This is a genomic window from Noviherbaspirillum malthae (genome assembly GCF_015352985.1).
GTDB lineage: Bacteria > Pseudomonadota > Gammaproteobacteria > Burkholderiales > Burkholderiaceae_D > Noviherbaspirillum > Noviherbaspirillum malthae.
On the sequence record NZ_JACYXF010000006.1, the window covers coordinates 131,635 to 157,203 of the forward strand.

Consider the following 25,569-nt stretch of genomic DNA (forward strand, 5'->3'; position numbering starts at 1 on the left):
CGCGTCATTCGGGCTGGATGCCGGCTTTCTTGATGATGCTGCCCCAGCGGGAAAATTCCGCCGTCTGGAAGGAAGCCAGGCCTTCCGGTGTGGAGGTATAGATTTCCATGCCGGTCTGGTTCATGAACTTGCGCACCGATTCGGTCTGTGTCGCCTTGGTCAGCAATTCATTGAGACGCTTGACGGTGGCGGGCGAGGTGCCTGCCGGCGCGTATAGCGCATTCCAGTAGCTCATCTCGTAGCCGGGCAGGCCGCTCTCGCTGAGCGTCGGCAATTCGGGAGCGAGCGCCGAGCGCTTCGGGCTGGTCACGCCCAGCGCCTTGAGCTTGCCGGATTTCACGTGCGACATGGTGGCGGCGAGGTCGACGATCATCATGTCGATCTGACCGCCGATGAGATCGGTCACCGCCGGCGGGTTGGCCTTGTAGGGAACATAGAGCAGTTCCGCTCCGGTCATCTGCTGCACCAGTTCGACCGCGACGCGGGAGGATGAGGTGCCGGCGCCGAAGCTGAGCTTGCCGGGTTCCTTCTTGGCCAGGTTGATGACGTCGCCGATGCTTTTTGCCGGCAGATCGGGCTTGGTGACCATCACCAGATAGCCCTTGGCGATCGCGCCGACCGGGGCGAAATCCTTCACCGGATCGTAGGGCAGCTTCTTGTACAGGTGAGGATTGGCGGCCTGCGTCGTATTGGTGGTCATGAAGACGGTATAGCCGTCCGGCGCTGCGCGCGCCACCATCTGGGCGGCGATGGCGCCGTTGGCGCCCGGTTTGTTCTCGATGATCACCGGGGTTTTCGTTTCGGTAGTGATTTCCTGCGCGATGGCGCGAGCCAGACCATCGGTGGCGCTGCCTGCGGTGCCGCCGACGACGATGGTGATGGTTTTGGACGGAAAGGCCTGGGCGGAGGCAAGCATGGGAACGACGCTACCCAGCATCGCACACAGCAGCAACTTCAGTTTCATTGGGTCTCCTCGATTGAATCCATGGCAATTCATGGTTGGCGAGCGCAAGTGTCGCTGCCGGACAGGCTGCCTGTCCAATTCAATGAGGGCATCGGGTCATGCGCGTTTTGAATCAGGATTTGAATCAGGTGCGCGGATGCAACAACGGGCCATGTCGCCATGGCCCGGATTCGCGCCGGTTCGGACGGAGTCAGAAACCGGCATTGGCTTTAATGCGCATGCATGCCGGGACCGCAGTCATCATGATTCTTGGCGCACATGATGCGATAGGCCATCAGCGACTTCTTGCGCGCCGCAATGGCGGCCGGCGTCTTGAATGGTTCCAGGATCTGGCTCACCGAATAATTGAAGCCATTCTTCATCACATACTCGACATTGGCTGCGGTCTTGAGGTCTGCCAGCGGGTTGCCCCTGACCATCACGAGGTCGGCCAGCTTGCCGGCCTCGATGGTGCCGAGGTCCTTGTCGACCATGCTCATCTTCGCCGCGTTGATCGTCACCGTCTGCAGCGCCTGGTGATTGTTCAGCACCAGGCCGGCGCCGCGCAGGTTCATGTGCAGCGCAATGCCCGGCGCCACCAGCGGCGAGTCGGTGCCGTAGGCAAGCAGGCCGCCGGCGGACAGGATCTTCGAGGATTGCTCTGCATCCTTCCTGACCGTTGCTACCTGCGCTGCCGTCGGCCGCGGCGTGGTCTGCAAGCCGCTGATGAAGTTGGGCGGCACCAGCAGACTGAAGCGTTCGCCGGTGATCAGCGTCGGGTCCTCGCCCACCAGTGCCATCGCCGAGAACAGCGTGTCGACCAGCCGGAAGTCGGTCTTCGCATGCATGTCGACCGCATCCTGGTAGGTGAAGCCGCCGACCGACTTCGACCAGCCATAGCCCATGCGCTGGGTCGCCGACAGGTGGGTCGTGCCTCCCAGCCCGGCCGCCGCGCCCGGCGCCAGCATGTGGGTACCGGTCGGTACGCCGAGGTCGAGGCCGGCCTGGGCGATGCGCGTCATGATGGGAATCGGAGCGCGCACATAGGACTTCATGTAATCGGTATCCATGGCTTTCGCCTTGGCGATTTCCAGGTCGGCGATCTGCGGCGTGCGCAGTGTGCGGGCGAAGTTGTAGAACAGGCGGTTGCCCTCCCACAGCGGCGGCGAGATGAACAGCCGCGGGCCGTTCAGGTTGCCGGCTTCCAGCGCCTCGCGCATTTCCACGCTCTGATGCAGCGGACCGGCTACCGACTGGGTGGAGGTGATGCCATAAGCCAGCATCAGTGCCGCGATCTGCCCGTACTGGCCACCCTGGTACAGCGTCAGCGGGTGGATATGCGCATCCCACAGGCCGGGCATGACGGTCAGCGCCGAGGCATCGATGAAGCGTTCCGCCGAGGCCTGCGCCGAATCCTGGTGAGGTCGGATTTCGGTGATGCGGCTGCCGGTGATGACGATATCGACGTTCTGCCGCAGCTGCGGACTCACGCCGTCCCAGACCGCGCCGGCATGGACGATGGTGGTTCCCGTCGGCACCGCTTGCCGCCATTGCAGGTTGACCGGCACTTCGGTCGCCGAACCGCCGCCGGCGGGAATGGTCTTGAGCTTGCCGGCCGACTTGTAGAGGATGGTGGACGAGTCGCCGCTCCAGGAAGGCAAATCGGCTACTTCATCGGTGAGCTTGCGCGCCGCACCGGCAGGCGAGCCGTCGGCATTGACCGGCATCACGTGCAGCACCGAGTCCATGATGAAGGCTACGGTCTTGCCATCCGGCGACAGGGCGGCGGCGCCTTCGTCGCGCTCCGAGATCTGCTGCGGCGGAGGAGCGACCGGGAAGAACCTGGCTTCCTTGCTGGCGACGTCGATGACGCGCAGCTTGTTGTAGCCCTCGCGGAAGCGGTTGTTGATGCGCTCATTGTCGACCAGCATGATGCGCGAGCCGTCGGGCATCCAGTAAGGCGTGCTGACTTGGGTACTGATGGACGGCGTGACGACCTGTGCCGAACGTGCCGCGATATTCCATATTTCCAGCTGTCCCGATCCCGTAGTGTAGGCAATGCGGTCGCCGGTGGGCGACATCTTCGGCGTGACCATGGACTTGGCGGCGATCGATGCCAGCCGCGTGCGTCGGCCGGAAGCGACTTCGACCTGATCGACCGCCAAGGCGCCGGCATTGCCTTTTTCGGAAGAGAAATACACGGCGCTGCCGTCGGCGGTCCATTGCGGGCTGCCGTCGCGGTCCTTGTCATTGGTCAGACGCACCGGGGCTTCGCCGATGGTCATCACCCAGACATCGTTGAGTGCGACGAAGGCGATGCGCTTGCCGTCGGGTGAGAGCGCAGGGGCGCTGATGCCCATGACCTGACGCTGGGTGACGTCGTTGAAATGGCGGTCCTTGGTCTTGGTGAAGACGGGCCGCTTGACGGTGATCGATGCGGTGAAAGGCACGTCGCGCACGCTTCCGCCCGCGCTGTCGCGGATGCGGATCTTGCCGTCGGCGGTATAGAGAAAGCGTCCGTCGGGCAGCCAGCGGACCGGGAAGGGGAACAGGTCCTCGCCGCTGGTCACCTCCTTGCCGCCCAGGTTCAGCGCCCGCGCCTCGGTCTGGAATGCCAGCCCCTGGCCATTCGGCGTCCATGCCGGGAAGCTGCCCGGTCCGGCCAGGGCCGGCGTATCCGCGCCGGAAAATGCGGCGCGGAACACGCGGTTGGTATCGACATAGGCGATCTGTGTGCCGTCGGGAGAGACCACAGGATTGCTTTCCGCGCCCGGGCCTTTCGTGATCTGCACTGGAGCGCCGCCGCTCAGAGCCACGCGCCAGATCTTGTACTGGCCGTCGCCGCTGCGGTCGGAGGCAAATACCAGGGAGCTGCCATCAGGCGTCCATGCCGGTTCGCGGTCATCGAAGAAGCCAGTGGTAATTTCCTTCAGATTCGCGCCGTTGGGTTCGATCGTATAGAGATGGTAATTTCCCTCGGGCGTGTAGTTCTGGAACGCGATGAGCTTTCCGTCCGGCGACCACACCGGTGCGGTAGGTTCGATTTCCCATCCGGTGATACGCGTCGCCGTGCCGCCGGCAGCGGGAATGACCCACAGCGCGCCTTGCGCGGTGAAGGCGATGCGATTGCCATCCGGAGACGGCGAGGCCGCCATGTTGGTGCCTTGCTGGAAATCGACCGTGACTTCGCGGGTCGGGCCGGTCAGGGTATTCAACTGTGAAATCGCCGGTGCCTGCTGGTTTGTGTCCGTGCCTGATGCGGCGGCGGGCTGATCGCCGTCGCTGCTGCCGCAGGCGCTGAGCAGGCCTGCCATTGCCATCGCAATTAACGATGCGGAGCGTTTGATGCGTAGCGAGGAAGGTGAAAAGAGAGGGTGCGGATGGTGCGTGGACGGAAGAGGGACAGCTGTCAAACGACGTTCCTGTGCTTTCATGTATGTCTCCAAGCGAATCCTGATAGATTATTTTTGTTCGCTTCTCCTCCGATCCAGTATTGACGCAATGGAAAGCTTGTAAATCCCCAAATAGTGAGAGCTTATTAAATCTCAATGGACTAACGCCGGCGTGTCGGCCCTGCAGTGCAGCAGATGAAAAGGTGAGAGTACTGGACAAACGGTCAGACCGCCTGAACATTTGCACAATCAGGATGCAAAAGCGGCATTTCGAACGTCTTTCGCATCAAGTGCATTGCACAAGACGCCGTGACGCTGAGAAACGATGCCACGCATGCCGATGATCGCGCCCATGCATTGCATCGGACGGGCATCATCGCGAATGGATTCGGCGATGATGCCTTTGAGAGGGAAGGGGAAAAGGATATTGAGGCTGCGACTCCGCGAATCAGCGTGCCTTGCCTTTCGGGGCCTGCGCAACCTTCTGCGTGCCTGCCGCGGCTGAAGCGAGCATGACCAGGTCGGCGTCATGCATCAGTGCGATCCGCTGCTGGGCGGCGTAGCGGCCGGCATTTTCGGTCAGCTCCCCCAGCGACATGAACACCATCCCGGCGGCTTCCTTCTCCGCGGCAGCTGCGAGTTCCTGCAGCGGTTCCACGCCGGTGCGCGCCGCTTTCCAGCGTTTGCAGCCCAGCAGCTGCTTGCCCTGCGGGCCGACGATCTCGAAGTCGGCGCCGTTGCCGGCATAGCGTGTAATGGTACATCCCTTGTTCCGGTAGGCTTGCTCGATGGCAGCGGAGAGTTCGTTCCAGCTCATCGCGGCAAGTGCCTGCCTGGCCTGCGCAATGCGGCTCGCGCTGGGTGCCCGCAGCTGCTTCCAGGCGGCGATGAAGCCGATCACCAGGAAGGGAAATCCGGCCGACGGACCGAGAGCGGCGTACTGGCGCGGCAGCATGGCGCTGGCCAGCAGTCCGAGCACGACGGCAATCACGAAGCTGATCCACCAGGGGGAACGCAGCAGGATTGCGAAGAGCGACCTTTCCGCCATTTTCAGTTTCATGAGCAGGCTCCATCGAAGCAGGGGCGCAAGAACAGCGGGAAAAGTGCAGGGACGGCGTGCAGATCGGAAGGCATTGTGATGAAAATCGGGTTGCGTCGACGGTGATTGTACAGAAGAAGGGCAGCATTGCCGCGAGGAGTTTGCGCGTGAGGAATTCCCCGCGAAGCAGATAAAGCTTATTGCCATTCTTGCACAAGTCACGGACACCGCCGCTTCGTTCTCGCCTTCAATCGCAGCAGCCCGACACTGGCCGCGCCGACGCAGCAGTGGTGTTTTGCCATACGCGGCATCCTCGAGCGGATTCAGGTAGGCTTTCCCGTCACATCAGGAAGTCGGGATTGATAGATGAGGAAAGTCGTGATGTTGAGGAAGCGGCGCGGGGTTCACGCCAGGGATATGTCGAGCCCTCCGGCGCCGCGAGTATTCGTGGTGCTTGCATTGGTGCTGGCGATGACGGCATGGACAGCGCACGCCGCGGGCGACGCCGAGGCCGGCCGGCGCGGTTTCGCCAAGTGCGCATCCTGCCACCAGGTGGGGCCGTCGGCACGCGCCGGCTTCGGTCCTCAGCTCAACGGCATCATAGGCCGGCAGGCGGGAACGTCCGCAGATTACAAGTACTCTGCCGCGATGAAGAATTCAGGGATCGTCTGGACGGAAGAACGGCTCGCCGCATTCCTGAAATCCCCGGACGACGTGGTGCCGGGCAACAAGATGCGCTTCTTCGGCATCCGCAGTGAACAGCAGGTTGCCGACCTGCTCGCCTATCTGCGGAAATACCAATAACGAACGCAGACAGGAAGCGCTCCTGCCTCAAGCATAGGTAAAATGTTTGGCGCTTGCAGCGAGCAGACATTTTCCATATATAAAAAACACGGGGACTCTTCATGGAACTCAGGCATCTGCGCTACTTCCTTGTCGTGGCGGAAGAAGGGCACTTCACGCGCGCCGCACAGCGGCTGGGCATGCAGCAGCCACCCTTGAGCCAGCAGATCCGCGCACTGGAACAGGACCTGGGGTTCGAACTCTTCAGGCGGCATCCCAAAGGTGCGGAGCTGACCGTCGGCGGGGCCGCGTTCCTGCAGGAAGCCAAGGCGATTCTCGACAGCGTGGAGCAGGGCGCCGCGCGCGCGGCAAGGGCGGCCAGCGGTGCCGAAGGCAGGCTGACCATCGGCTTCACGAGTTCGGCTGCGGCGCATGGACTGATTCCGCAGATCGTGCGCGGCTATCGCGCCGCCAAGCCCGGCGTCGCCATTGAATACAAGGAAGGCAATGCGGCTGAGCTTACCGAAGCGCTGGTTGCGGGAACGGTCGATGTCGCTTTCCTGCGCCTGCCGGTGAGCCGTCCTGACGGACTTGCATTCAGTCAATTGCTGGAGGAGGAAATGCTGCTCGTGCTGCCGCTGGGCCATCCTCTTCTGAGAAAACATGCGGGACGCGGCATGCCGATCGTTCCGCTCAAGTCGCTCAAGGACGAACAGTTCATTCTGGTGCGCAGGCACGGCGCGCCCGGCATGTACTCCAATCTGATCGAGGCCTGCGTCAGGGCCGGGTTCACGCCCAACATCGCGGTCGAGGTGGAGAGGATGATCACCAATATCAGCCTGGTGGCCGCGGGCGCGGGCGTGTCGGCAGTGCCGGCCTCGATGCAGGGCTTTCATGCCGATGCGGTCGTGTATTGCCGCTTCCAGGATGCGCGGCGCGAACTCAGCGCGCCGCTCACGCTGGCCTATCGAAGCGGCAGCGATGCGCCGACCGTCAGGCAGTTCGTGGAAGAAGCCGAACGCATCAATGGCTCCATGGCGGCGAAAAGAAGCCGACGGTGATTTCGCGGTTCGCACTGCTCGCGAAATTCGTGCATGGCGTGCATGGTGTGCATGGCGCCCAACTGCAGCCTAGCGGAGCCGCTGCCTGTCAAGCGCGTCTTTTTCCAGTCTGCCGTCCCATGCCGCGATCGCCATGCAGGCCACGCCGTTTCCGATCACGTTGGCAAGCGGCCTGCACTTGAGCAGCCTTTCTATGCCGACGATCAGCAGCAGGCTGCTGTCCGGCAGGGCGGGTACGGCAGCGATGGTCGCCGCCAGCGCCATGAAGGCAGAGCCGGCCACGCCGCTTGCTCCCTTGGACGTCACCATCGCCACCGCCAGGATCGTCAGGTATTCGCCGGGGCCGAGTTCGATTCCGAACGCCTGGGCAAGGAACACCACCGCCATCGCCAGGTAAATATTGCTGCCGTTCAGGTTGAACGAGTAACCCGACGGGATCGCCACGCCGGCGACGATGCGGGGACAGCCCGCCATTTCCAGTTTTTTCAGCAGGCCGGGCATGGCGGTCACGGACGAAGAGGTGCCGAAGACCAGAAGCAGCTCCTCCTTGAGATAGCGGATGAAGGCGCCGATGCGGATGCCGGCCCTGCGCGCAAGCAAGCCCAGCGGCACCAAGACGAACAGCCCCGTGGTCGCATACAGCAAGACCAGCAGGCGGATCAGCGGCGTGACCGAATGCACGCCGTATCTGCCGACGGAAAAGGCAATCGCGCCGAAGGCTGCCAGAGGCGCAAGATACATCAGCCATTGCACCAGCTTCAGCAACTGTGCTCCTATCCGGTCGCAGCGGGCGGAAAATCCTGCGGCGCGGCGTCCGAGCAGGGCTGTCGCCACGCCGCAGATGCAGGCAAACAGAAGCGCCTGCAGGATGCTGCTTTTCCCGAATGCCTGGAAGACGGTCTGCGGCAGATCCGGCATTGCAATCGCAGCGGCACCGCGTATGCCTGAAGCGCCGTGCAAGGCTTCCGCGCTCAGCGGAAAGCCGGCTCCGGGCTGCGCGAAATGCGCGGCCAGCAAGCCGGCCAGCAGCGCGAGCGTCGACATCAGTTCGAAGCAGAAAAAGATCCGCACTCCCAATCTGCCCACCTGCCTGACCTGCACGAGCGCTCCTATGCCCGTCATCACGGTGAAGAAAACGATAGGCACGATGAGCAGGCGTATGGCGGCAAGAAACCAGTCGCCGAGCGGCTTCATCTGCATGGCCAGGGATGGCTTGAAATAGCCGAGAAGGATGCCGCCGGCGATGGCGAATGCCATTTGTGCAAACGGGCTCGGCACTGAGAGTCTCTTCATGATTGTCGTAGGCCTGCGCATGGAGCCAAGCGGTTGCAGGCGTGAGTGGTGCGACGATTCTACAGCAGTTCATGCCGGCGGCAGAGGGGAGTTGCATGGTTTACGCCGCGCTTGCCATTCCGTCATTGCTTCGCTCCGCGACGTTGCAATGCATATATAAAAAGTATCGGAATATGGTTATTGAGATATTTGACACGCAGTGAATTCATTTCTACTATCCCGCTCATAAAGAACAGGCCCGCCGATTCCATTGATTCCGTTGAATCCATGGGTTTCACGGACCAAGAACATAGTGAATTCACAAGGAGACAGCATGTCCTATTCGCGCCTGTCGGCAGCCGCCGCATTCGCCGGTGTCCTGACCGCGTGCAGCCAGATTCCAGTGGCCACTCAAACGCCTGCAAAGGCTGCCGCCGCATCCGTGCCGGCAAATCCCGTCGTTGCAAGCAATCCTGCGTCCGCATCCTGCCCTGCCGGCCTCGACACGGCCGCCCGCTGCTATACCGGCGTCGATCAGCAGGGAGCGCATTACTGGATTGCCATTCCTCACGAGTGGAATCGCACGCTCGTCATGCATGCGCACGGCGGTCCGCGCCTGGCGCCGATCTCGCGCGACATCAGCGTGGAAGACCTGGAACGCTTTGCCGTGACCGTGAAGCAGGGCTACGCCTGGGCGGGTTCAAGCTACCGGCGCCCCGGCTACGGGGTACGCATGGCAGCAGACGACACCGAGAACCTGCGCCGGATTTTCGTGGAACGCTTCGGCAAGCCGGCGTACACAATCCTGCACGGCCAGTCCTGGGGCGGCAACATCGCCGCCAAGGGCATCGAACTGCATGCGCGCAATGCGGACGGCAGCCGCAACTATGACGGCGTCATCTATACCAACGGCATGCTTGCCGGCGGCTCGCGCAACTATCTGCATCGCGCCGACCTGCGCGCCGTCTACCAGTACTATTGCAAGAATCATCCGCGTCCCGACGAACCGCAATATCCGCTGTGGATGGGCCTGCCCGCCGATTCCAAAATGACGAACAAGGAACTCGCAGAGCGCGTCAGGGAGTGCACCGGCGTCGGCCTCAAGCCGGAACAGCGCAGCGCCGAGCAGAAGCGCAACCTGGCCAACATACTGGGAGTGATACGCATTCCCGAGCGAAGCCTTGTTTCGCATCTGGGCTGGGCCACGTTCCTGTTCCGCGACATGACGCAGCGCGTACTCGGCGGCCGCAATCCCTTTACCAACCGCGACGTCGTCTATCGAGGCTCCGACAACGATGAAGCGCTCAACCGCGGCGTGCAGCGCTTCGATGCCGATCCTGTGGCCGTCAGGCAGCTTGCGGATGACTCCGACATGAGCGGCGACCTGACGGTGCCGGCCATCAGCCTGCATGCCATTCATGATCCGACGGCGATGGTCGAGTACGAAGCCGATTATCGAAGCCTGGTCGCCGCCAGGGGCAACGACGCCAGGCTGGTGCAGGTCTTCACCAACGAGAACGAGCACAGCAAGCTGTCCGACGCCGAATATGCGGCGGTGTTCGATGCCATGCGGCTGTGGACCACGGAAGGAAGCAAGCCGACTGCTGAGCAGATTGCCGCCGCCTGCGAAAAATGGTCGGCCCGGTTTTCCGGCGGCTGCCATTTCGATACCCGCTTCCAGCCGCCCGCCCTGAATACCCGCGTCGCGCCCAGGGCAGCCAAGGCTGCCGGCCAGGCTCACTGATTTCATCACCGCAAGACCACACAACAACTCAGGAGAACTATGAAGCACCAGCTTACCGCGATCGCGCTTGGCGCGATGTCCACGCTCGCCCATGCACAGTCGAATGTGACCGTCTACGGGTCCATCGATGCCGGCCTGCGCAACGTCACCAACGTCAATGCCGCCGGCGACGACAGGCTGACCATGGGTTCGAACGGCACCTTCCGTTCAAACCGCATCGGCTTTCGCGGCAGCGAGGACCTCGGCGGCAATCTGAAGGCGGTCTTTCTCCTGGAAGCCGGCTTCAACACCGGGACCGGCGCGCTCAACAACACGAACAGCCAGCTGTTCCAGCGCGAAGCGCGCGTGGGGCTGGCCGGAAGTTGGGGGCAGGTCGATCTGGGCAGGCAGTACACGGTCGCCTACAAGACGATTCTTGCCTTCGACCCGTTCGTCTATCGCTACCCGAGCGTCACTTACGCGCTGTCGTCCACTGCCGGCACCCGCAACAGCAACGATATCCAGTACACCGGCAACTTCGGCGACGTAACCTTGCGCGCCGAGTATGCGCTGGGCGAAGTCGCCGGCAGCACGTCGCAGGGCGCAGCGCAGGCCGTCGGCGCAACCTATGCCAGCGGACCGGTCAAGCTGGGCGCGTCCTATACGCGGGCGGAGCGCAACGTCGGCACGGCCGCAGCGGCGAATTACCGCGACTATGACCATTTCGCCGTCGGCGGCGCCTATACCTTCGGCAAGGCAACCGCATCGGTCGGCTATGTGGATGAGACGCAGGAGGGCGCGGCACGCGACAGCACTGCGAAATGGATGTGGGCCGGGCTGGCCTACAAGCTGACACCGCAGCTCGGACTGACCGGCGCGTGGTACCGCAACAAGGTGTTCAATACCGCCGCATCGGCCTCCGTCGCCGCAGGCGATGCGAAGCGCGACCTGTACATGGTCGGCCTGACTTACGAACTGTCGCGGCGCACCACGCTGTATTCCGAAATCGATATCCAGAAGCTCAACGGCGGCTATGCGACGGGAGGTACCACCCGCCTGAACCAGACGCGCCAGACGGGCATCTCCGCCGGCATCATGCACGTGTTCTGACCGACAGCAGACAGCAGCAAGTCCGCCCTCCGTATCCGGACAAGCTCTTTGCTGCCTTCCCTGCTTTTTTCATTGAAGTGAACTAACCGCGAGCGGTTAGCGGCCAAAGCTGGCGAGCTGCAGTCTTGCGCCTGCAGCTCGCTGGTCTGCAGAAGCGCCGGGGTCAGTTCAGGGGGCGGGTGGGTCCGCTCCAACGCTCGGGACAGAGCGGAGCGCACGGGCGAAGGACCGTGCGGCGTCAAGCGAAAGGCGATGGCGGCCTTGTCAAGGCATGTTCAATCGCATCGCCGCCATCCAGTGCGCGAATACCCCGCCCACCCTCCACCGCGAAACTCTGGCATCATGGTGCCGTTACCCCGGCTCCTCCTTCTCATTCGATGCAATCCCGATTCTTGCGCTGGCTGCCTTTTCTGGCTTGGCCACGTCCGAGCGCCGGTTCACTGGCGCGCGATGCATGGGCAGGCCTCAGCGTAGGCCTCATCCTGATTCCCCAGGCGATTGCCTATGCGACGCTGGCCGGCATGCCTCCCGAGACGGGGCTGTATGCGGCGCTGCTTCCTGCCATCGTCGGCGCGCTCTGGGGATCGAGCCAGCTGCTTGCAGTCGGTCCCGTCGCGTTGACCAGCCTGCTGGTTTTCGGCTCCCTGTCACCGATGGCTGCGCACGGAAGCGGGCAATGGGTGGCGCTTGGAGTATGGCTCGCAGTCTATGCCGGCGTCTTCCAGTTTCTGCTCGGCGCCTTCCGCCTCGGCAGGGTAGCCGACCTCGTATCCCAGCCGGTCATTCACGGTTTCATCAATGCAGCCGCGCTGATCATCATCGTGTCGCAATTGCCCGACCTGTTCGGCGTGCGCGGCGTGCCGGTGTCTCGGTGGCTGGAGCTGGCTGCGGGAAACACCGTGCCGCTGCCGCCGGGCGCCGCGATCGCTTCGGCCTTCGGCATCGCCGCTGTCGTGCTTCTGGTGCTGTTCAAGCGCCTGCTGCCGCGCTTTCCAGGCATTCTTGCAGTCAGCGTGCTGGCCATTGCAGCCAGCTGGCAACTGGGCTACGAGGCGCTCGGCGGCGCCGTGATCGGCCATCTGCCATCGGGTTTGCCGGCACTTTCATTGCCGCCGTCGATTACCTTCGAGCAGCACCAGGCACTGTGGCCGGCTGCGTTCATCCTCGCATTGGTCAGCTTTACCGAAGCCATGTCGAGCTGCCGCACCCTCGCGCGCAAGCAGCAGAAGCCCTGGGACGAGAACCAGGAACTCATCGGTCAGGGTTTGGCAAAAATTGCCAGCGGAATCAGCGGATCGTTCCCGGTCAGCGGATCGTTCTCGCGTTCGGCGCTGAACCTGTATGCCGGCGCCACCAGCGCCTGGTCTACGCTGTTTTCCACCGCCTGCGTATTGCTTGCGCTGCTGTTCCTGCTCGATGTCGTCTACTATCTTCCGCGTTCCGCGCTGGCGGCGATGATCATCGTGCCGACCTTTTCACTGCTCGATCTTGGCGTATTCAAGCGCCTGATGGTGATGTCGCGCGATGACGCGATGGTGGCAGCGGTCACCTTTGCGGTTACCCTCTTCTCCATGCCGTATCTCCACTGGGGCGTGTTCGCAGGCATCGGACTGGCAATGACTTCCTTCCTGTATCGCCGCTCGCATCCCCGCATCATCGAGGTCAGCCTTCACCAGGACGGCACCCTGCGCGACCGCCAGCGCTTCGAACTGCCCCGGCTTGCCGACGACGTGCTCGCGGTGCGCATGGACTCCGCCCTCAATTTCCTGACGGCCGGCCCGCTGGACCGCTTCGTGTCTTCCTTTTGCACCCGGGATCCGTCGGTCGGGCGGGTATTGCTTTGCGCAAGCGGCATCAATGACATCGATGCCTCGGGAGTCGAAGCGCTTGAAGCCATGCGCACGACCTTGGAAGCCAAAGGCGTCGCGCTTCACATGAGCGCCGTCAAGAAACAGGTGTCGGATGTGCTGGAACGCGCAGGTCTCCTTGCCCGCATTGGTGCGGAACGCATCTTCGTCACCGATGCGGCTGCGGTGGGAGCGCTGCGCAGCGCCTCTTCAAAGGCGGAACCGGAACACACGGAAGTCGCCGGACAGGCTCACCGCTGAAGCGCATGAAGCGCATGACGCGCAAAGGAGGCTAATTCCCGCCGGAGACGGCCGCCGTATCAAGGACAGAGCCCGGCAGCTTCAGCATCTGCCGGAATGCGGGCTGCCGTTCCAGCAATTCCTCCGCCGTCCCGGCATCCTGCACCCGCCCGTTCGCCATCAGCACGATCTTGTTGAAGTGATGAAGCAGGCTCATGCGGTGTACCGACATCATCAGGCAGGCGTCCGGGAAGGTCTTCGAAATCCTGCCCAGCACCGCGTCTTCCGTAACCGGATCGAGAGCGCTGGTAGGTTCGTCCAGCATGATGAGCGAGCTCGACTGCGCTGCGAGCAGTCCGCGCGCCAGGCAGAGCCGCTGGCGCTGGCCGCCCGACAGGTTGGCGCCGCGTTCAGTGACGGCGCTTTCCAGCGTCATGTCCATGTCGGCCATCACCGCATCGAAAGTGCTGGCATGGATCATCCGCAGAATTTCCGCGTCGCCGTGGGCGCCGCTCAGGGAAATGTTCTCGCGCAGGCTGGCTTCGAACACATCGGCCTCCTGCGGAATCAGCGTGGCAATGCTTTCCAGGTGGCGCGTTGCGGGATAGGCCTTTCCGTCCACTTCCACATGCTGCTGCGTCGGCGCATAGTGGCCGGCAATGACCTTCATCAGCGTGCTCTTGCCGGAACCGCTGTGGCCGATCAGCGCCACACGGTCGCCGCGCTCGAGATTGAGCGAGACGTGATGAAGGCCTGCGGGTGCCTGCGCCGCCGCGTTTGCACCCGATGACGGATGCTCGTAGCACAAGCCCTTGATGGACAATCGTTTCCATCCTGCGGGAAGAGGCTCGCCCGGCGCGGGCGCTTCATCGGCGGTCCAGATCGCTTCCGCGCTCGCCACGTCGGTACGCGTGCGGGCGAAGGACTGGAACTTGTCCGCGGCCGACAGCACCACGCCGCGCGCCTGCTGCGCATACTGATGCACCAGGAAGACGCTGCCCAGCAGGATCGCGCCGCCGGTGCTTTCGCTCGGCCAGGCGGCCGCCGCCACCAGCGCCCAGGTCAGCACCACGCTCAGCAGATCGGCTGCGCACCATTTGGCTTCCACCAGCACGATGCTTTTCTTTTGCGGCTCGAAGACCTTGTCCAGGCGTTCGTTGACGACGCGGCGTGAGCCTTGCTGCATCCGCAGCGAAAATACTGTCCCCACATTGCCGAGGAAGTCGAGCATCTTCGCCTGGTAGCTGCGTTCCGCCGCGTTTTCCTCCCTGGCCAGCCGCATTAGCTGACGGTCGAAGCGGAACATCAGATAGGCAATGCCGAAGTAACCCGCGAGGGCAACCAAGCCCAGCGCATGTGAGTACATGACGAGCGCCGCCGCTGCGCCGATGAAATGCACGCCGCTCTTGAGATAGGAGAACTGGTTCTGCGCGAAGTTGAACAGGGCGAAGGTGGACTGGCTGATGCGCTGCTGCACTTCACCCGAATGATGCTGTTCATGCCACGACATGGGCAGGCGCATCAGGCGTGCGTAAAGCGCATCGGTGAATTGCTGGCGAATGCGCAGGGCGACCTTGCGCTCGCCGATGCGCCCCGGACCATGCAGCGCCCAGGCGGCGCCCGAGACGATCAGAATGGCAACGACATGCAGCGCGGCTTCCGCCAGCGCACCGGGTTCATTCTTTTGCAGGATATTGATTGCACGAGAGGCAAGCCAGGGCGAGACCAGTTCGAGGATCGCCGCGCCGACGAGCATCAGGCTGCAAGCGATGAGCTGAAGCCGGGCACCTGCGGCATAGCGCCAGAGATTGTTATACAAGCCGCCCATGGCGGGTTTGACTTGAGACGCCGGCTGATTGCGGCCGGCCGCGTGACGGCTGTCAAGTCCTGCAGCCTTGAGGGAAAAGGGCAAAGTCGAAATAGCACTGGTTTGACGAGGCGAAATGTTAGCCGCAGGAAAGCAGAGTGCCAATGTCGAAGCGTCATGAAACAACGACCGATAAGGTAACAGCTTGCAACATCGAACCCGCGTGGATGAAAGGCTTGCAACTTCCGTGTTCGAGCAATGCGAAATTCAGATACCGCTCTTGCAAATTTATGAATTCAGCATTGCATGACGGCGCTCTATACTGATTTCAATTCGACAAGCAGAAGCGTGAAACGCCCGCAATGACGGCAGCAACCGCAGACGACCAAGGAGCGATACATGTTCAACGCCGCAGACCGCATCAGGCACGGGAAGGGAGCACCGGGAGTCGAACGCATGGAGGCATGCCTGCATGGGCAGGCTTTCGCACCGCATCGTCATGATACCTATGCCGTCGGCATCACCCTGTCCGGCGTACAGCGCTTTCGCTTTCGGGGGCGAACATGGCACTGCCTGCCGGGACAATGCCATGTGCTGCATCCGGACGAACTGCATGACGGCGGCGCCGGTACGGACGAGGGCTTCAGCTACCGCATCCTCTATGTCGATCCCGCCCTTGTCCAGAAAGCGCTGCAGGGCAGGCCCTTGCCTTTCGTCGCGAATCCGGTGATAGATGCCGCGAGACTGAAGCCGGGCGTGCCCGCTGAGATCTGGGATATCGACGGCGAACTCGATGACCTTGCCCGCATCGGCATCGTCGATGCGCTGGCGGCCTGGCTCGACGGCGTCGCGGCACCGCATGGCGCATCCGTAACCCGGTTTGCGCTCGCCCCGCTGCAGCGCGTTCGCGAGTGCATTGCTGCGGCGCCTTCCGTGCGTCATTCGATGGACGAGCTTGAACGCATTGCCGGCATCGATCGCTGGACGCTTGCGCGGCAGTTTCGCGCAGCCTTCGGCACCAGTCCGAGCCGCTTCCGCACGCTGCGCCGGCTGGATGCGGTGAGAATGCTGCTGGCATCGGGATGCGCGCTGAGCGAAGCTGCACTGGAAGCAGGCTTCGCCGACCAGGCTCACATGTCGCGGCAGTTCAAGCAGGCGTATGGCCTGACGCCTGCGCACTGGGCTGCCGCGCAGCGCTGAGTTCGTGCGCTGCCAGGGTGCGGGCTTCGATCGCATGCACGACGGCGATCATATCCGCCTTTCCGTGTCCAAGCTCGGCGGTTTCTCCATATAGCGCATGGCAGACGTCGAGCAGGGGCGAAGCGATGTCGCAGCGACGTGCGGCATCAGCCACCAGGCGGTTGTTCTTCAACACATCCAGGATGGAGGCCTGCACATTGAAATTCCGTTCGACCAGCTTGGCGATTTTCATGCGCGACACGGCGCTTGCCATCGGTCCCGCATCCAGCACCGAGCGGAATGTCTGCATGTCCAGATTGTGCCGCTCGGCGAAATGCGATGCCTCGGCCAGGCCGGTCACCATCGTGATCAGGAACAGATTGACCGCAAGTTTCATCAGCAAAGCCGACGGCGCCGCGCCGCAGACGAAACTGTCGCGGCACATGGGCTTGATCAGCGGCAGTACTTCGTTGACGGCGGAAGGATCGCCCGCAAGCATGGCGACCAGCTGGCCTGCCTCTGCCGGCAGGCGCGAGCCCGACACCGGGCATTCCACATAACTTCCTCCGGCTGCAAGAATGTCCGTCTCCAGCGCTTTTGAATACTCCGGCGAGGTGGTGCCCATATGCACGATCAGACGGCCGTTTACATTCGCTTGAAAGTGCGACGTCCCGCGGCCGAGTACTCCATCCATCGCTTCCCCGCTGATCAGCATCAGAAACACGATGCGCGTACGCGAAAATACCTCATCGGCACTGCCGGCCACGCTCGCGCCTTCCGCACGCAGCGCTTCGCAGCGTTCGATGCTGCGGTTCCACACCAGGAGCGGCGTGCCCGCCCGCGCCAGATTGAGCGCCATGGGCTGTCCCATGACCCCGAGCCCGATAAAGCCGATATCCATGTCCGTTCTCCTCCGTTGTTCAAGAATGCCTTTTCTGCGGCCATGCGCCGTGCGGACAATCTAGCGGGGTTGCAAAGACGTGTCTTGAAGCTTTGTGATGCGAGCCGGCTCTCACGGGCCTTGGAAAGTTTTTCTAAACCATGACGCGAGTATTAATCGTTTGAACTCCCGGCAGCCGGTGTTTATATTTGGCATTCCTTGCCTACTAACGTTGAACGGGCGTTAGTTAAGCCTGCATGCATCGCTGCATGCAGGCTTTTTTTATTCCGGCATCAACTGCCGGGCATGCATGATATGCAGCGGAAAAGGCGCGGAAGACCTTCTACATCCCGCGCGCTTCCCTGTGCAGCCATTGCCGGAAAATTTCCGCATCGCCGTTGTCGAGCACGCCCTGCGGGTAGACGAGGTAATAGGCGATATCCACCCGCAGCGTTTGCGGAAAGAGCTGCACCAGATTGCCCGACCGCAGTTCCTCTTCGATCAGGGACCGCCGCAGCAGCGCGATGCCGCGGCCTGCCTTGGCCGCATCGACCACCGCATTTCCCATGAAGAGGACGCCTCGTTCCGCATCGAGCGCATCGGCGTGGGCGGATGCAATCCATGCACGCCAGTCGTCGCGGTGTTCGTCATGCAGCAGCGTGAACTGACGCAGGTCATTGGGCGATGCGAACGTGGCGTTGCCGATCAACGCCGGGCTCGCAACCGGTACGAGATCGTCGCCGACCAGTTTTTCACTGGCCAGCCCTTCATAAATCCCGAGCCCGTGACGGATGGCGAAATCCACGTCATCGCGCTCGAAATCCACGAGATGATGCGTGGCATCGATCTTCACATCGATGTGAGGCGCCGCGGCCGTGAAGCGATCCATTCTCGGCACCAGCCACTGCATTGCGAAGCCCTGTGTGCAGCTGACCGTCAGCGTCGACTTGCCGCTGCCGCGCAGGCCGCGCGTCGCTTCTCCCAGCACGCGGAAGGCTGCGCTCACCGAGGTGAAGTAGCGCTTGCCTTCATTCGTCAATACCAGGCGCCGCGCCTTGCGGACAAAGAGCGGCATGCCGAGCCATTCTTCAAGATTGCGTATCTGCAGGCTGACCGCACCGCCGGTGACATTGAGCTCTCCCGCCGCGGCCTTGATGCTTTGCAGTCTGGCGACTGCTTCGAATGCACGCAGCGAGCTGAGCGGAGGAAGTCTGTGTGACATGGATTAGTAAATCTAAACGTTAGCGTAAGTATTAATCGTTTGTGCGGAAGCGAGCCGCAACGCTATATTTTCAACGCGTCATGAGACGCGCAAAGTGTAGCGCATCGATGCGGCGCGTGTTGTTGAGTGTGCGCCCGCAGCGGGTGGGCCGCGGTGTGCCAAGAAGTGAGTGAGGACAAATTGCTCGTGAACCAAGGTGACCTGGTGGAAGCGGCGAGAGCCGCTGCCGGATTCTCGTCCGATATGCAGATGGCAGGCGCGCTGGGCATTCATCCTGCGCGTCTCTCCGAAATAAAAAAGGGAATATTGCCTGCAGATCCTTACGAAATTTTCCGCCTTGCGGAGATGGCGAATATCTCGCCGATCGAGGCAGCGGCAGCGTCGCGTCACAAGCGCGAACGCAATCCGAGAAAGCGTGCTTACTGGCAAAGAATTATGCAACAAGGTGGAGATTTTCCGGATAGCGAATCCGGCGCGGCGTGAATCGACCGTGACCGGCGTTCGCCTTCCGGTGCAAGCAGCATCATTCATTACTAGAACGAAAAGGAGAAAATCATGCAGGTCAAAGAGCTCAAATCCGCCATGCTCATGGCGGCAGGTGCCGTCGCGGCGACCGGATCCCATTCCGCTCTCGCGCAGGAGCAGGTCGTCAAGATCGGCCTGGTCGCGCCGGTTACCGGCCCCATCGCTCATTGGGGCAAGGACAACGTCAACGGCGCACGGATGGCGATCGATGAACTGAACGCAAAGAGCATCGTCATCGGCGGCAGGAAAACGAAGTTTGAACTGCTGGCCGAGGACGACGCCTCCGATCCGAAGCAGGCGACTGCCGCCGCGCAAAAGCTCGCCGATGCCAAGGTTCACGGCGTGATCGGCCACGTGACTTCCGGAACCACCATTCCGGCGTCGCGCATCTATGCCGATTCGGGCATTCCCCAGATTTCGCCATCGGCCACCAATCCCAAGTACACGCAGCAGGGATTCAAGACGGCGTTCCGCGTCGTTGCCAACGACAGCCAGCTTGGCGGCACGCTCGGCCGCTATGCAGTGCAAACCGCTCAGGCGAAAAGCATTGCCGTAATCGACGACCGCACCGCCTATGGCCAGGGTGTCGCCGACGAATTCATCAAGGGCGCCAGGAGCAGGAATCCCAACATCAATATCGTGGCGCGCCAGTACACGCACGACAAGGCGACCGACTTCAATGCGATTCTCACCGCAATCAAGGCCAAGAATCCCGACGTGGTGTTCTTCGGCGGCATGGACGCAGTCGGCGGCCCCATGCTGCGCCAAATGAAGGCGCTCGGCATCAATGCGAAATTCATGGGCGGCGACGGCGTCTGTTCCGAGTCCCTCGGCGCGCTCGCAGGCGATGCCCTGACCGACAATTCGGTGGTCTGTGCGGAAGCCGGCGGCGTCGAGGACAACCAGAAGAAAGGCCTGGACGAATTCAAGACGGCTTACAAGAAGAAGTTCGACATGGAGTTGCAAATCTATGCTCCGTATGTGTATGACTCGGTAATGCTGATGGTGGCTGCGATGCACAAGGCCAATTCCTCCGAGCCGCAGAAATACCTGCCCGAACTCGCCAAGATTCAATACAAGGGTGTGACCGGCAATATCGCATTCGACAACCGCGGCGACGTCAAGGATGGAATGCTTACGCTTTATACCTACAAGGGCGGAAAGCGTTCGATGATTACCGTCACGCACTAAGCCTGTCAGACAGCGCTGCGGGATGTCAGGCGCCTGTGCAAGCCTAGTTCGGCAAAGCGGTTCCGGACAGATACGCCGCGCCGGAAACGGCGCGGCTAGTGCCGCAGCTGTTACTGGATCTGTTTCGGCCGGATGACCGATACAGTATCGCTGCAGACGCCCTGACGGACGCGAAGCGGAAACGATGATGCATGGCCGGGACCGCTTCGATGCGCAACATTAAGATGCAGTGGGACTGCGCTTCATTCTTAAATTGCGGTGAAGAGCCGGTTCAGATATCTCAATCTTAATATGCAAGGCGATTAACACGCCTTTCACCGAATATTATCTCGGCAAGGGTAAGGAATTTGTACATTTAATTTCGTCGAGACATACCGTGGATTTCACGCCGCTGACGCCCGGCAGACGCATCAGCCTGTCGAGCAGGAATTCCGACAAGGACTTGAGATCCTGGCTGACAACCTTGATCACGTAATCGAAGTCGCCGGTCACCGAGTAGCACTCAAGCACTTCGGGCATGTCGACCATGAGACTCTTGAACTTGAGCAAATCCCGCAAGTGTCCGCGTTCCATGGAGACATGCACGAAGGCCACTACACCCAAGCCCAGCATGGGGGCATTGAGCCTTGTTTCGTAACGGAGGATGTAACCCTGTTCCTCAAGACGGCGATGGCGGCGGTGGCATTGCGCTGCGGAGAGGTGAACCACCTCTGCAATTTCAAGATTGGTGGCCCTTCCGCGTTCCTGCAAGTAGGCGAGGATCTTGCGGTCGGTCTGATCATATTCGAGTTCGTGCAACTTCGTCTCCTGATGCATCGGCAGCGCGAAATTATATTTCTTTTGCCATGAACATCGGCAGCAATACGCAATAAATTTTTATTAACGAAGAGTAGAATTTTCTCCTTCTGACGGACGTGCGCACGGCCCGCCTGCACAAGGCGACATTCATGCGCTCAACATTCGCGCATGTCCGTCATGCGATGAATTCCTAATTCAAATTCTTAATTCCATCGGAGACAATCATGAAAGATTATTTCGCAAGATCCGCACTTTATGCATGCCTGGCCATTCCGCTTGCAACATTGGGCGCGGGCATGGTCCATGCCGCTGACAAGACGGTGGCCGTGACCGCCATCGTCGAGCATCCCGCGCTCGATGCGGTTCGCGATGGCGTGAAGGAAGAGTTGAAGGCATCCGGCTATGAAGCCGGAAAGAACCTGAAGTTCGAATATCAGAGCGCGCAGGGCAATACCGGCACGGCCGCGCAGATCGCGCGAAAATATGCCGGCGATCGTCCGGACGTGATCGTTGCCATCGCTACACCGTCGGCGCAGGCCGTGGTGGCGACCACCAAGACGATTCCCGTGGTCTACAGCGCGGTCACTGATCCCGTTGCCGCCAAGCTGGTCGGCGGCTGGGGCCCGTCAGGCACCAACGTGACAGGCGTTTCCGACCAGTCGCCGCTGGACAAGCATATCGCACTGATCAAGCAGATCGTTCCCAAGGCGGCGCGCATCGGCGTGATCTACAGTCCTGGCGAAGCCAATTCCGTGGCCATCGTCGAGGCGCTGCGCAAGGCAGCAGCGGCTGCCGATCTCAAGCTGGTGGAAGGCGCGGCCGCGCGCACGGTCGATGTGCCGAGCGCGGCGCAGAGTCTGGTCGGCAAGGTGGATGCCATCTATACGCCGACCGACAACAATGTCATGTCCGCCTTCGAGGGCATCGTCAGGGTCGCTCAGCAAGCGAAGATTCCGGTGATTGCCGCCGATACCGGCGCGGTCAAGCGCGGCGCTGTAGCTGCGCTCGGCCTGAACTATCATGATCTCGGCCGCCAGACCGGCAAGATCGCGGTCCGCATTCTCAAGGGCGAGGCGCCCGGCAACATTGCCTCCGAGATGAGCTCCAAGTTCGAGCTGCATGTCAATCCGGACGCGGCGCAGAAGCAGGGCGTCGCTCTCTCTGACGCGCTGCTCAAATCGGCGGCGGTCGTCGTCAAGTAATACGCTTCCACCGTCTTTCCATCCCGTACCGCAAGGCATATGCCCATGCCCATGCCTTGCGGCTGCACTTGCCGGATACTCGCAATGTCTATGATTTCCTTTCTCGGCGCAATCGAGATCGGCCTGATTTTCGGCCTGGTTGCGCTCGGCGTATTCATCTCCTTCCGCATCATCAACTTTCCCGACCTGACCGTCGACGGCAGTTTCCCGCTCGGCGGTGCAGTCGCCGCGACGCTCATGGTCGCGGGCTGGAACCCTTATGCCGCAACGGCGGCAGCGCTGCTGGCGGGCGGCGTTGCGGGCGCGTTGACCGCATGGCTGAACGTGCGTCTTCGCATCATGCAACTGCTTGCGAGCATCCTGGTGATGATCGCGCTGTATTCCATCAATCTGCGCATCATGGGCAAACCGAATGTCGCGCTGATCAATGAACCGACGGTATTTCAGCTCGGCATCTTCGGCGACATGCCGGATTACTGGATCAAGCCGCTGCTGCTGCTGTTAATTGTGGCGCTCACCAAGATCGTCATCGACCTGTTCTTCGCCTCGGAAACCGGGCTTGCGATGCGCGCCACCGGCGGCAATCCGCGCATGGCGCGGGCGCAGGGCATCTCGACCGACGGCCTCACCATCTGGGGACTGTCCATTTCGAATGCGCTGGTCTCGCTGGCCGGGGCCTTGTTCGTGCAGACGCAGGGCGGTGCGGACATCTCGATGGGCGTGGGCACGATCGTGATCGGCCTGGCGGCGGTCATCATCGGCGAGACAGTCATGCCGACCCGCAGCATGATCATCACCACGCTGGCCTGCATTCTCGGCGCGGTGCTCTACCGGTTCTTCATCGCGCTGGCGCTCAACAGCGATTTCATCGGACTGCAGGCGCAGGATCTGAATCTGGTGACTGCGGTGCTGGTCGCGGTCGCACTGCTGATTCCGGCCTACAAGCGCAAGCTCGCCGGCATGTTCGGCGGGCGCAGCGAACTGCGCGTCGTTTCGAAAGGGAGCAAGTAATGCTGCAGGCCAAAAATCTTGAAATCACGTTCAATCCCGGCACGCCTATCGAGAACAAGGTGCTGCGCGGCCTCTCGCTCGAGATACCGACGGGGCAGTTCGTGACGGTGATCGGTTCCAACGGTGCCGGCAAGTCGACATTCCTGAATGCGGTCAGCGGCGATCTGCTGGTCGACAGCGGAAAGATAGCCATCGACGGCAATGACGTGACCGCCAAACCGGCGTGGCAGCGCGCCGACATGGTCGCACGCGTTTTCCAGGACCCGATGGCCGGCACCTGCGAAGGGCTGACCATCGAAGAGAACATGGCGCTCGCCTACCGGCGCGGCGAGCAGCGCGGCCTCGGCTTTTCGCTGAACCGCGCGCTGCGGGACGAATTCCGCGACAGGCTGCGCATTCTCAACCTGGGTCTGGAGAACCGGCTTGCCGACCGCATCGGCCTGCTGTCAGGCGGACAGCGGCAGGCGGTCAGTCTGCTGATGGCTTCGCTCAAGCCCTCGCGCATCCTGCTGCTGGACGAGCACACCGCCGCACTTGATCCGAAGACGGCGGCCTTCGTGCTCGAATTGACGGCGAAGATCGTCGAGCAGCAGAAGCTGACGGCAATGATGGTGACCCACAGCATGCGCCAGGCCCTGGATTACGGCAACCGTACCGTGATGCTGCATGAAGGCCGGGTGGTGCTGGATGTCGCTGGCCGAGACAGGGAAGGGCTGGATGTGCCGGACCTTCTGCAGATGTTCGAGCGCACGCGCGGGGAAAAGCTGGACGACGACAAGCTGCTGCTGGCTTGAACGAATCGAAGTCGGACATTCTGCCGTCTCCGATGGAATAACGGCGCCGCCGTCATTGACGGGCGGCGCCGTGGCCGATGCACTCCCTCAGGCTCAGCGCACCATGCAGGGCTTCTTGTTGTCGAACTTCCAGCCCGGAATCAGGTACTGCATCGCAATCGCATCGTCGCGCGCGCCCAGTCCCTTTTCCTTGTACAGCCGGTGCGCCCGTTCAACCTGCTCCATGTCGAGCTCGATGCCCAGCCCCGGCGCCTTCGGCACCTCCACCATCCCGCCTTTGATCTGCAGCGGCGCCTTCGTCAGCCGCTGGCCGTCCTGCCAGATCCAGTGCGTGTCGATCGCCGTGATCTTGCCCGGCGCGGCTGCCGCAACATGCGTGAACATCGCCAGCGACACGTCGAAATGGTTGTTCGAATGCGAACCCCAGGTCAGGCCCCATTCATTGCACATCTGCGCCACCCGCACCGAACCCTGCATGGTCCAGAAGTGCGGATCGGCCAGCGGAATGTCGACCGACTGCAGCTGGATCGCATGGCCCATCTCGCGCCAGTCGGTGGCGATCATGTTGGTCGCCGTCGGCAGGCCTGTCGCGCGCCGGAACTCGGCCATCACTTCGCGGCCCGAGAAACCGTTCTCGGCGCCGCACGGGTCTTCCGCATAGGCCAGCACGTCATGCTGGTCGCGGCACAGGCGGATTGCATCCTTGAGCAGCCAGCCGCCGTTGGGGTCGAGCGTGATGCGGGCATTCGGAAAGCGTTCGGCCAGCGCAGTGACCGCTTCGATCTCGTCCTCACCGCGCAGTACGCCGCCCTTGAGCTTGAAATCGTTGAAGCCGTAGCGCTCGTACGCGGCTTCGGCCAGGCGCACCACCGCTTCGGGCGTCATTGCCTTTTCATGGCGCAGGCGGAACCAGTCGTTGTCGGCATCGGCGTCGCTGTCGTAGTCCAGATCGGTGGCCTTGCGGTCGCCGACGTAGAACAGGTAGCCGAGCATTTCCACCTGCTCGCGCTGCTGGCCCTCGCCCAGCAGGGCTGCGACCGGTACGCCGAGGTGCTTGCCGAGCAGGTCGAGCAGCGCCGCTTCGAGGGCGGTGACAGCATGGATGGTGATGCGCAGGTCGAAGGTCTGCAGGCCGCGGCCGCCGGCGTCGCGCTCGGCGAAGGTCTTGCGCACGCTGTTCAGGATGGCGTGGTAATGGCCGATGGACTGGCCGACGACCAGGGAAGCGGCGTCTTTGAGGGTCTGGCGGATGCGCTCGCCGCCGGGCACTTCGCCGACGCCGGTGTTGCCGGCGCTGTCGGTGAGGATGACGAGGTTGCGGGTGAAGTAAGGGCCGTGGGCGCCGCTCAGGTTGAGCAGCATGCTGTCGCGCCCGGCTACCGGGATGACGCGCAGTTCGGTGACGACCGGCGTGCCGTTGATTGTCGGCTGATTTGCGGAATTGTTCATGTTGTGCCTGTGAAGGAAAGTGGATGTGAACGCGTGCGGCCCCCGTACTGGCGGCTTGCATAGGACCAAAGTTAAACGTTTTCCAAAGAATATAACTTTAC

20 protein-coding genes are annotated in these 25,569 nt (G+C 62.0%); 11 read left to right on the top strand and 9 right to left on the bottom strand.

The features are described from left to right. Positions 1-4 precede the first annotated feature (4 nt). The 3 genes from IGW03_RS11540 to IGW03_RS11550 all read right to left on the bottom strand — a co-directional run bounded on the left by IGW03_RS11540 (position 5) and on the right by IGW03_RS11550 (position 5,395). Positions 5-964 (bottom strand): Bug family tripartite tricarboxylate transporter substrate binding protein, encoded by a 960-nt coding sequence (locus tag IGW03_RS11540; RefSeq protein WP_194722707.1) that lies wholly within the window; start codon positions 962-964, stop codon positions 5-7. Between the two features lie 209 nt (positions 965-1,173). Next, positions 1,174-4,257 carry an amidohydrolase family protein gene (locus IGW03_RS11545; RefSeq protein WP_194722708.1) on the bottom strand — a complete coding sequence of 1,028 codons (3,084 nt, stop codon included), beginning with the start codon at positions 4,255-4,257 and terminating at the stop codon, positions 1,174-1,176. A 526-nt stretch (positions 4,258-4,783) separates the two neighbouring features. Next, on the bottom strand, positions 4,784-5,395 hold the full coding sequence (locus IGW03_RS11550; protein ID WP_194722709.1) for a restriction endonuclease: 612 nt from the start codon (positions 5,393-5,395) through the stop codon (positions 4,784-4,786). Between the two features lie 396 nt (positions 5,396-5,791). Between IGW03_RS11550 and IGW03_RS11555 the strand changes: the two genes are divergently transcribed. Together IGW03_RS11555 and IGW03_RS11560 are read left to right on the top strand one after the other, a co-directional pair. Next, positions 5,792-6,178, top strand: a complete 387-nt coding sequence (locus IGW03_RS11555; protein WP_194722788.1) for a c-type cytochrome — start codon at positions 5,792-5,794, stop codon at positions 6,176-6,178. Positions 6,179-6,279: 101 nt separating this feature from the next. Continuing rightward, a complete protein-coding gene (locus IGW03_RS11560) occupies positions 6,280-7,218 on the top strand; it encodes a LysR family transcriptional regulator (protein ID WP_194722710.1) in 939 nt (312 codons plus the stop codon). Between the two features lie 69 nt (positions 7,219-7,287). Here the strand turns inward: IGW03_RS11560 and IGW03_RS11565 are convergent, their stop codons facing one another. After that, a complete protein-coding gene (locus tag IGW03_RS11565) occupies positions 7,288-8,511 on the bottom strand; it encodes a cation:dicarboxylate symporter family transporter (protein ID WP_194722711.1) in 1,224 nt (407 codons plus the stop codon). A gap of 313 nt (positions 8,512-8,824) precedes the next feature. Between IGW03_RS11565 and IGW03_RS11570 the strand changes: the two genes are divergently transcribed. From IGW03_RS11570 to IGW03_RS11580, 3 genes are all read left to right on the top strand, one after another. Continuing rightward, complete coding sequence (locus IGW03_RS11570; protein WP_194722712.1) at positions 8,825-10,234, top strand: hypothetical protein; 1,410 nt, start codon at positions 8,825-8,827, stop codon at positions 10,232-10,234. Positions 10,235-10,273: 39 nt separating this feature from the next. Continuing rightward, positions 10,274-11,323: a porin gene (locus IGW03_RS11575; protein WP_194722713.1), complete on the top strand. Its 1,050-nt coding sequence runs from the start codon at positions 10,274-10,276 to the stop codon at positions 11,321-11,323. Between the two features lie 392 nt (positions 11,324-11,715). Continuing rightward, positions 11,716-13,431, top strand: coding sequence for a SulP family inorganic anion transporter (locus IGW03_RS11580; protein WP_228535360.1), 1,716 nt, complete (start codon positions 11,716-11,718; stop codon positions 13,429-13,431). A gap of 31 nt (positions 13,432-13,462) precedes the next feature. Here IGW03_RS11580 and IGW03_RS11585 read toward each other — a convergent pair whose 3' ends face one another. Beyond that, on the bottom strand, positions 13,463-15,238 hold the full coding sequence (locus IGW03_RS11585) for an ABC transporter ATP-binding protein (protein WP_194722715.1): 1,776 nt from the start codon (positions 15,236-15,238) through the stop codon (positions 13,463-13,465). A 378-nt stretch (positions 15,239-15,616) separates the two neighbouring features. On the opposite strand from IGW03_RS11585, the gene IGW03_RS11590 reads away from it, so the two are divergent. Further along, positions 15,617-16,417: an AraC family transcriptional regulator gene (locus tag IGW03_RS11590; RefSeq protein WP_194722716.1), complete on the top strand. Its 801-nt coding sequence runs from the start codon at positions 15,617-15,619 to the stop codon at positions 16,415-16,417. On the opposite strand, the gene IGW03_RS11595 is transcribed toward IGW03_RS11590, so the two are convergent. Further along, entirely contained in the window at positions 16,365-17,324 is a 960-nt protein-coding gene (locus tag IGW03_RS11595; RefSeq protein ID WP_323744963.1) for an NAD(P)-dependent oxidoreductase, read from the bottom strand. The two genes, IGW03_RS11590 and IGW03_RS11595, sit on opposite strands and share 53 nt — an antisense overlap. 295 nt (positions 17,325-17,619) lie before the next feature. Then, positions 17,620-18,498 carry a transcriptional regulator GcvA gene (gene gcvA, locus IGW03_RS11600; RefSeq protein WP_194722718.1) on the bottom strand — a complete coding sequence of 293 codons (879 nt, stop codon included), beginning with the start codon at positions 18,496-18,498 and terminating at the stop codon, positions 17,620-17,622. Between the two features lie 186 nt (positions 18,499-18,684). Between gcvA and IGW03_RS11605 the strand changes: the two genes are divergently transcribed. Both IGW03_RS11605 and IGW03_RS11610 read left to right on the top strand, forming a co-directional pair. After that, positions 18,685-18,981, top strand: a complete 297-nt coding sequence (locus IGW03_RS11605) for a hypothetical protein (protein WP_194722719.1) — start codon at positions 18,685-18,687, stop codon at positions 18,979-18,981. 72 nt (positions 18,982-19,053) lie between these two features. Next, a complete protein-coding gene (locus IGW03_RS11610) occupies positions 19,054-20,214 on the top strand; it encodes a branched-chain amino acid ABC transporter substrate-binding protein (protein WP_194722720.1) in 1,161 nt (386 codons plus the stop codon). 324 nt (positions 20,215-20,538) lie between these two features. Here IGW03_RS11610 and IGW03_RS11615 read toward each other — a convergent pair whose 3' ends face one another. Further along, entirely contained in the window at positions 20,539-21,012 is a 474-nt protein-coding gene (locus IGW03_RS11615) for an Lrp/AsnC family transcriptional regulator (RefSeq protein WP_194722721.1), read from the bottom strand. Between the two features lie 224 nt (positions 21,013-21,236). On the opposite strand from IGW03_RS11615, the gene IGW03_RS11620 reads away from it, so the two are divergent. From IGW03_RS11620 to IGW03_RS11630, 3 genes are all read left to right on the top strand, one after another. After that, positions 21,237-22,214: an ABC transporter substrate-binding protein gene (locus IGW03_RS11620; RefSeq protein ID WP_194722722.1), complete on the top strand. Its 978-nt coding sequence runs from the start codon at positions 21,237-21,239 to the stop codon at positions 22,212-22,214. 84 nt (positions 22,215-22,298) lie between these two features. Then, positions 22,299-23,225: an ABC transporter permease gene (locus IGW03_RS11625; RefSeq protein ID WP_194722723.1), complete on the top strand. Its 927-nt coding sequence runs from the start codon at positions 22,299-22,301 to the stop codon at positions 23,223-23,225. Continuing rightward, positions 23,225-24,019 carry an ABC transporter ATP-binding protein gene (locus tag IGW03_RS11630; protein ID WP_194722724.1) on the top strand — a complete coding sequence of 265 codons (795 nt, stop codon included), beginning with the start codon at positions 23,225-23,227 and terminating at the stop codon, positions 24,017-24,019. Before IGW03_RS11625 ends, IGW03_RS11630 begins: the two co-directional genes overlap by 1 nt. A 93-nt stretch (positions 24,020-24,112) precedes the next feature. Here IGW03_RS11630 and gudD read toward each other — a convergent pair whose 3' ends face one another. Beyond that, positions 24,113-25,468 (bottom strand): glucarate dehydratase, encoded by a 1,356-nt coding sequence (gudD, locus tag IGW03_RS11635; protein ID WP_194722725.1) that lies wholly within the window; start codon positions 25,466-25,468, stop codon positions 24,113-24,115. Positions 25,469-25,569: the final 101 nt, after the last annotated feature.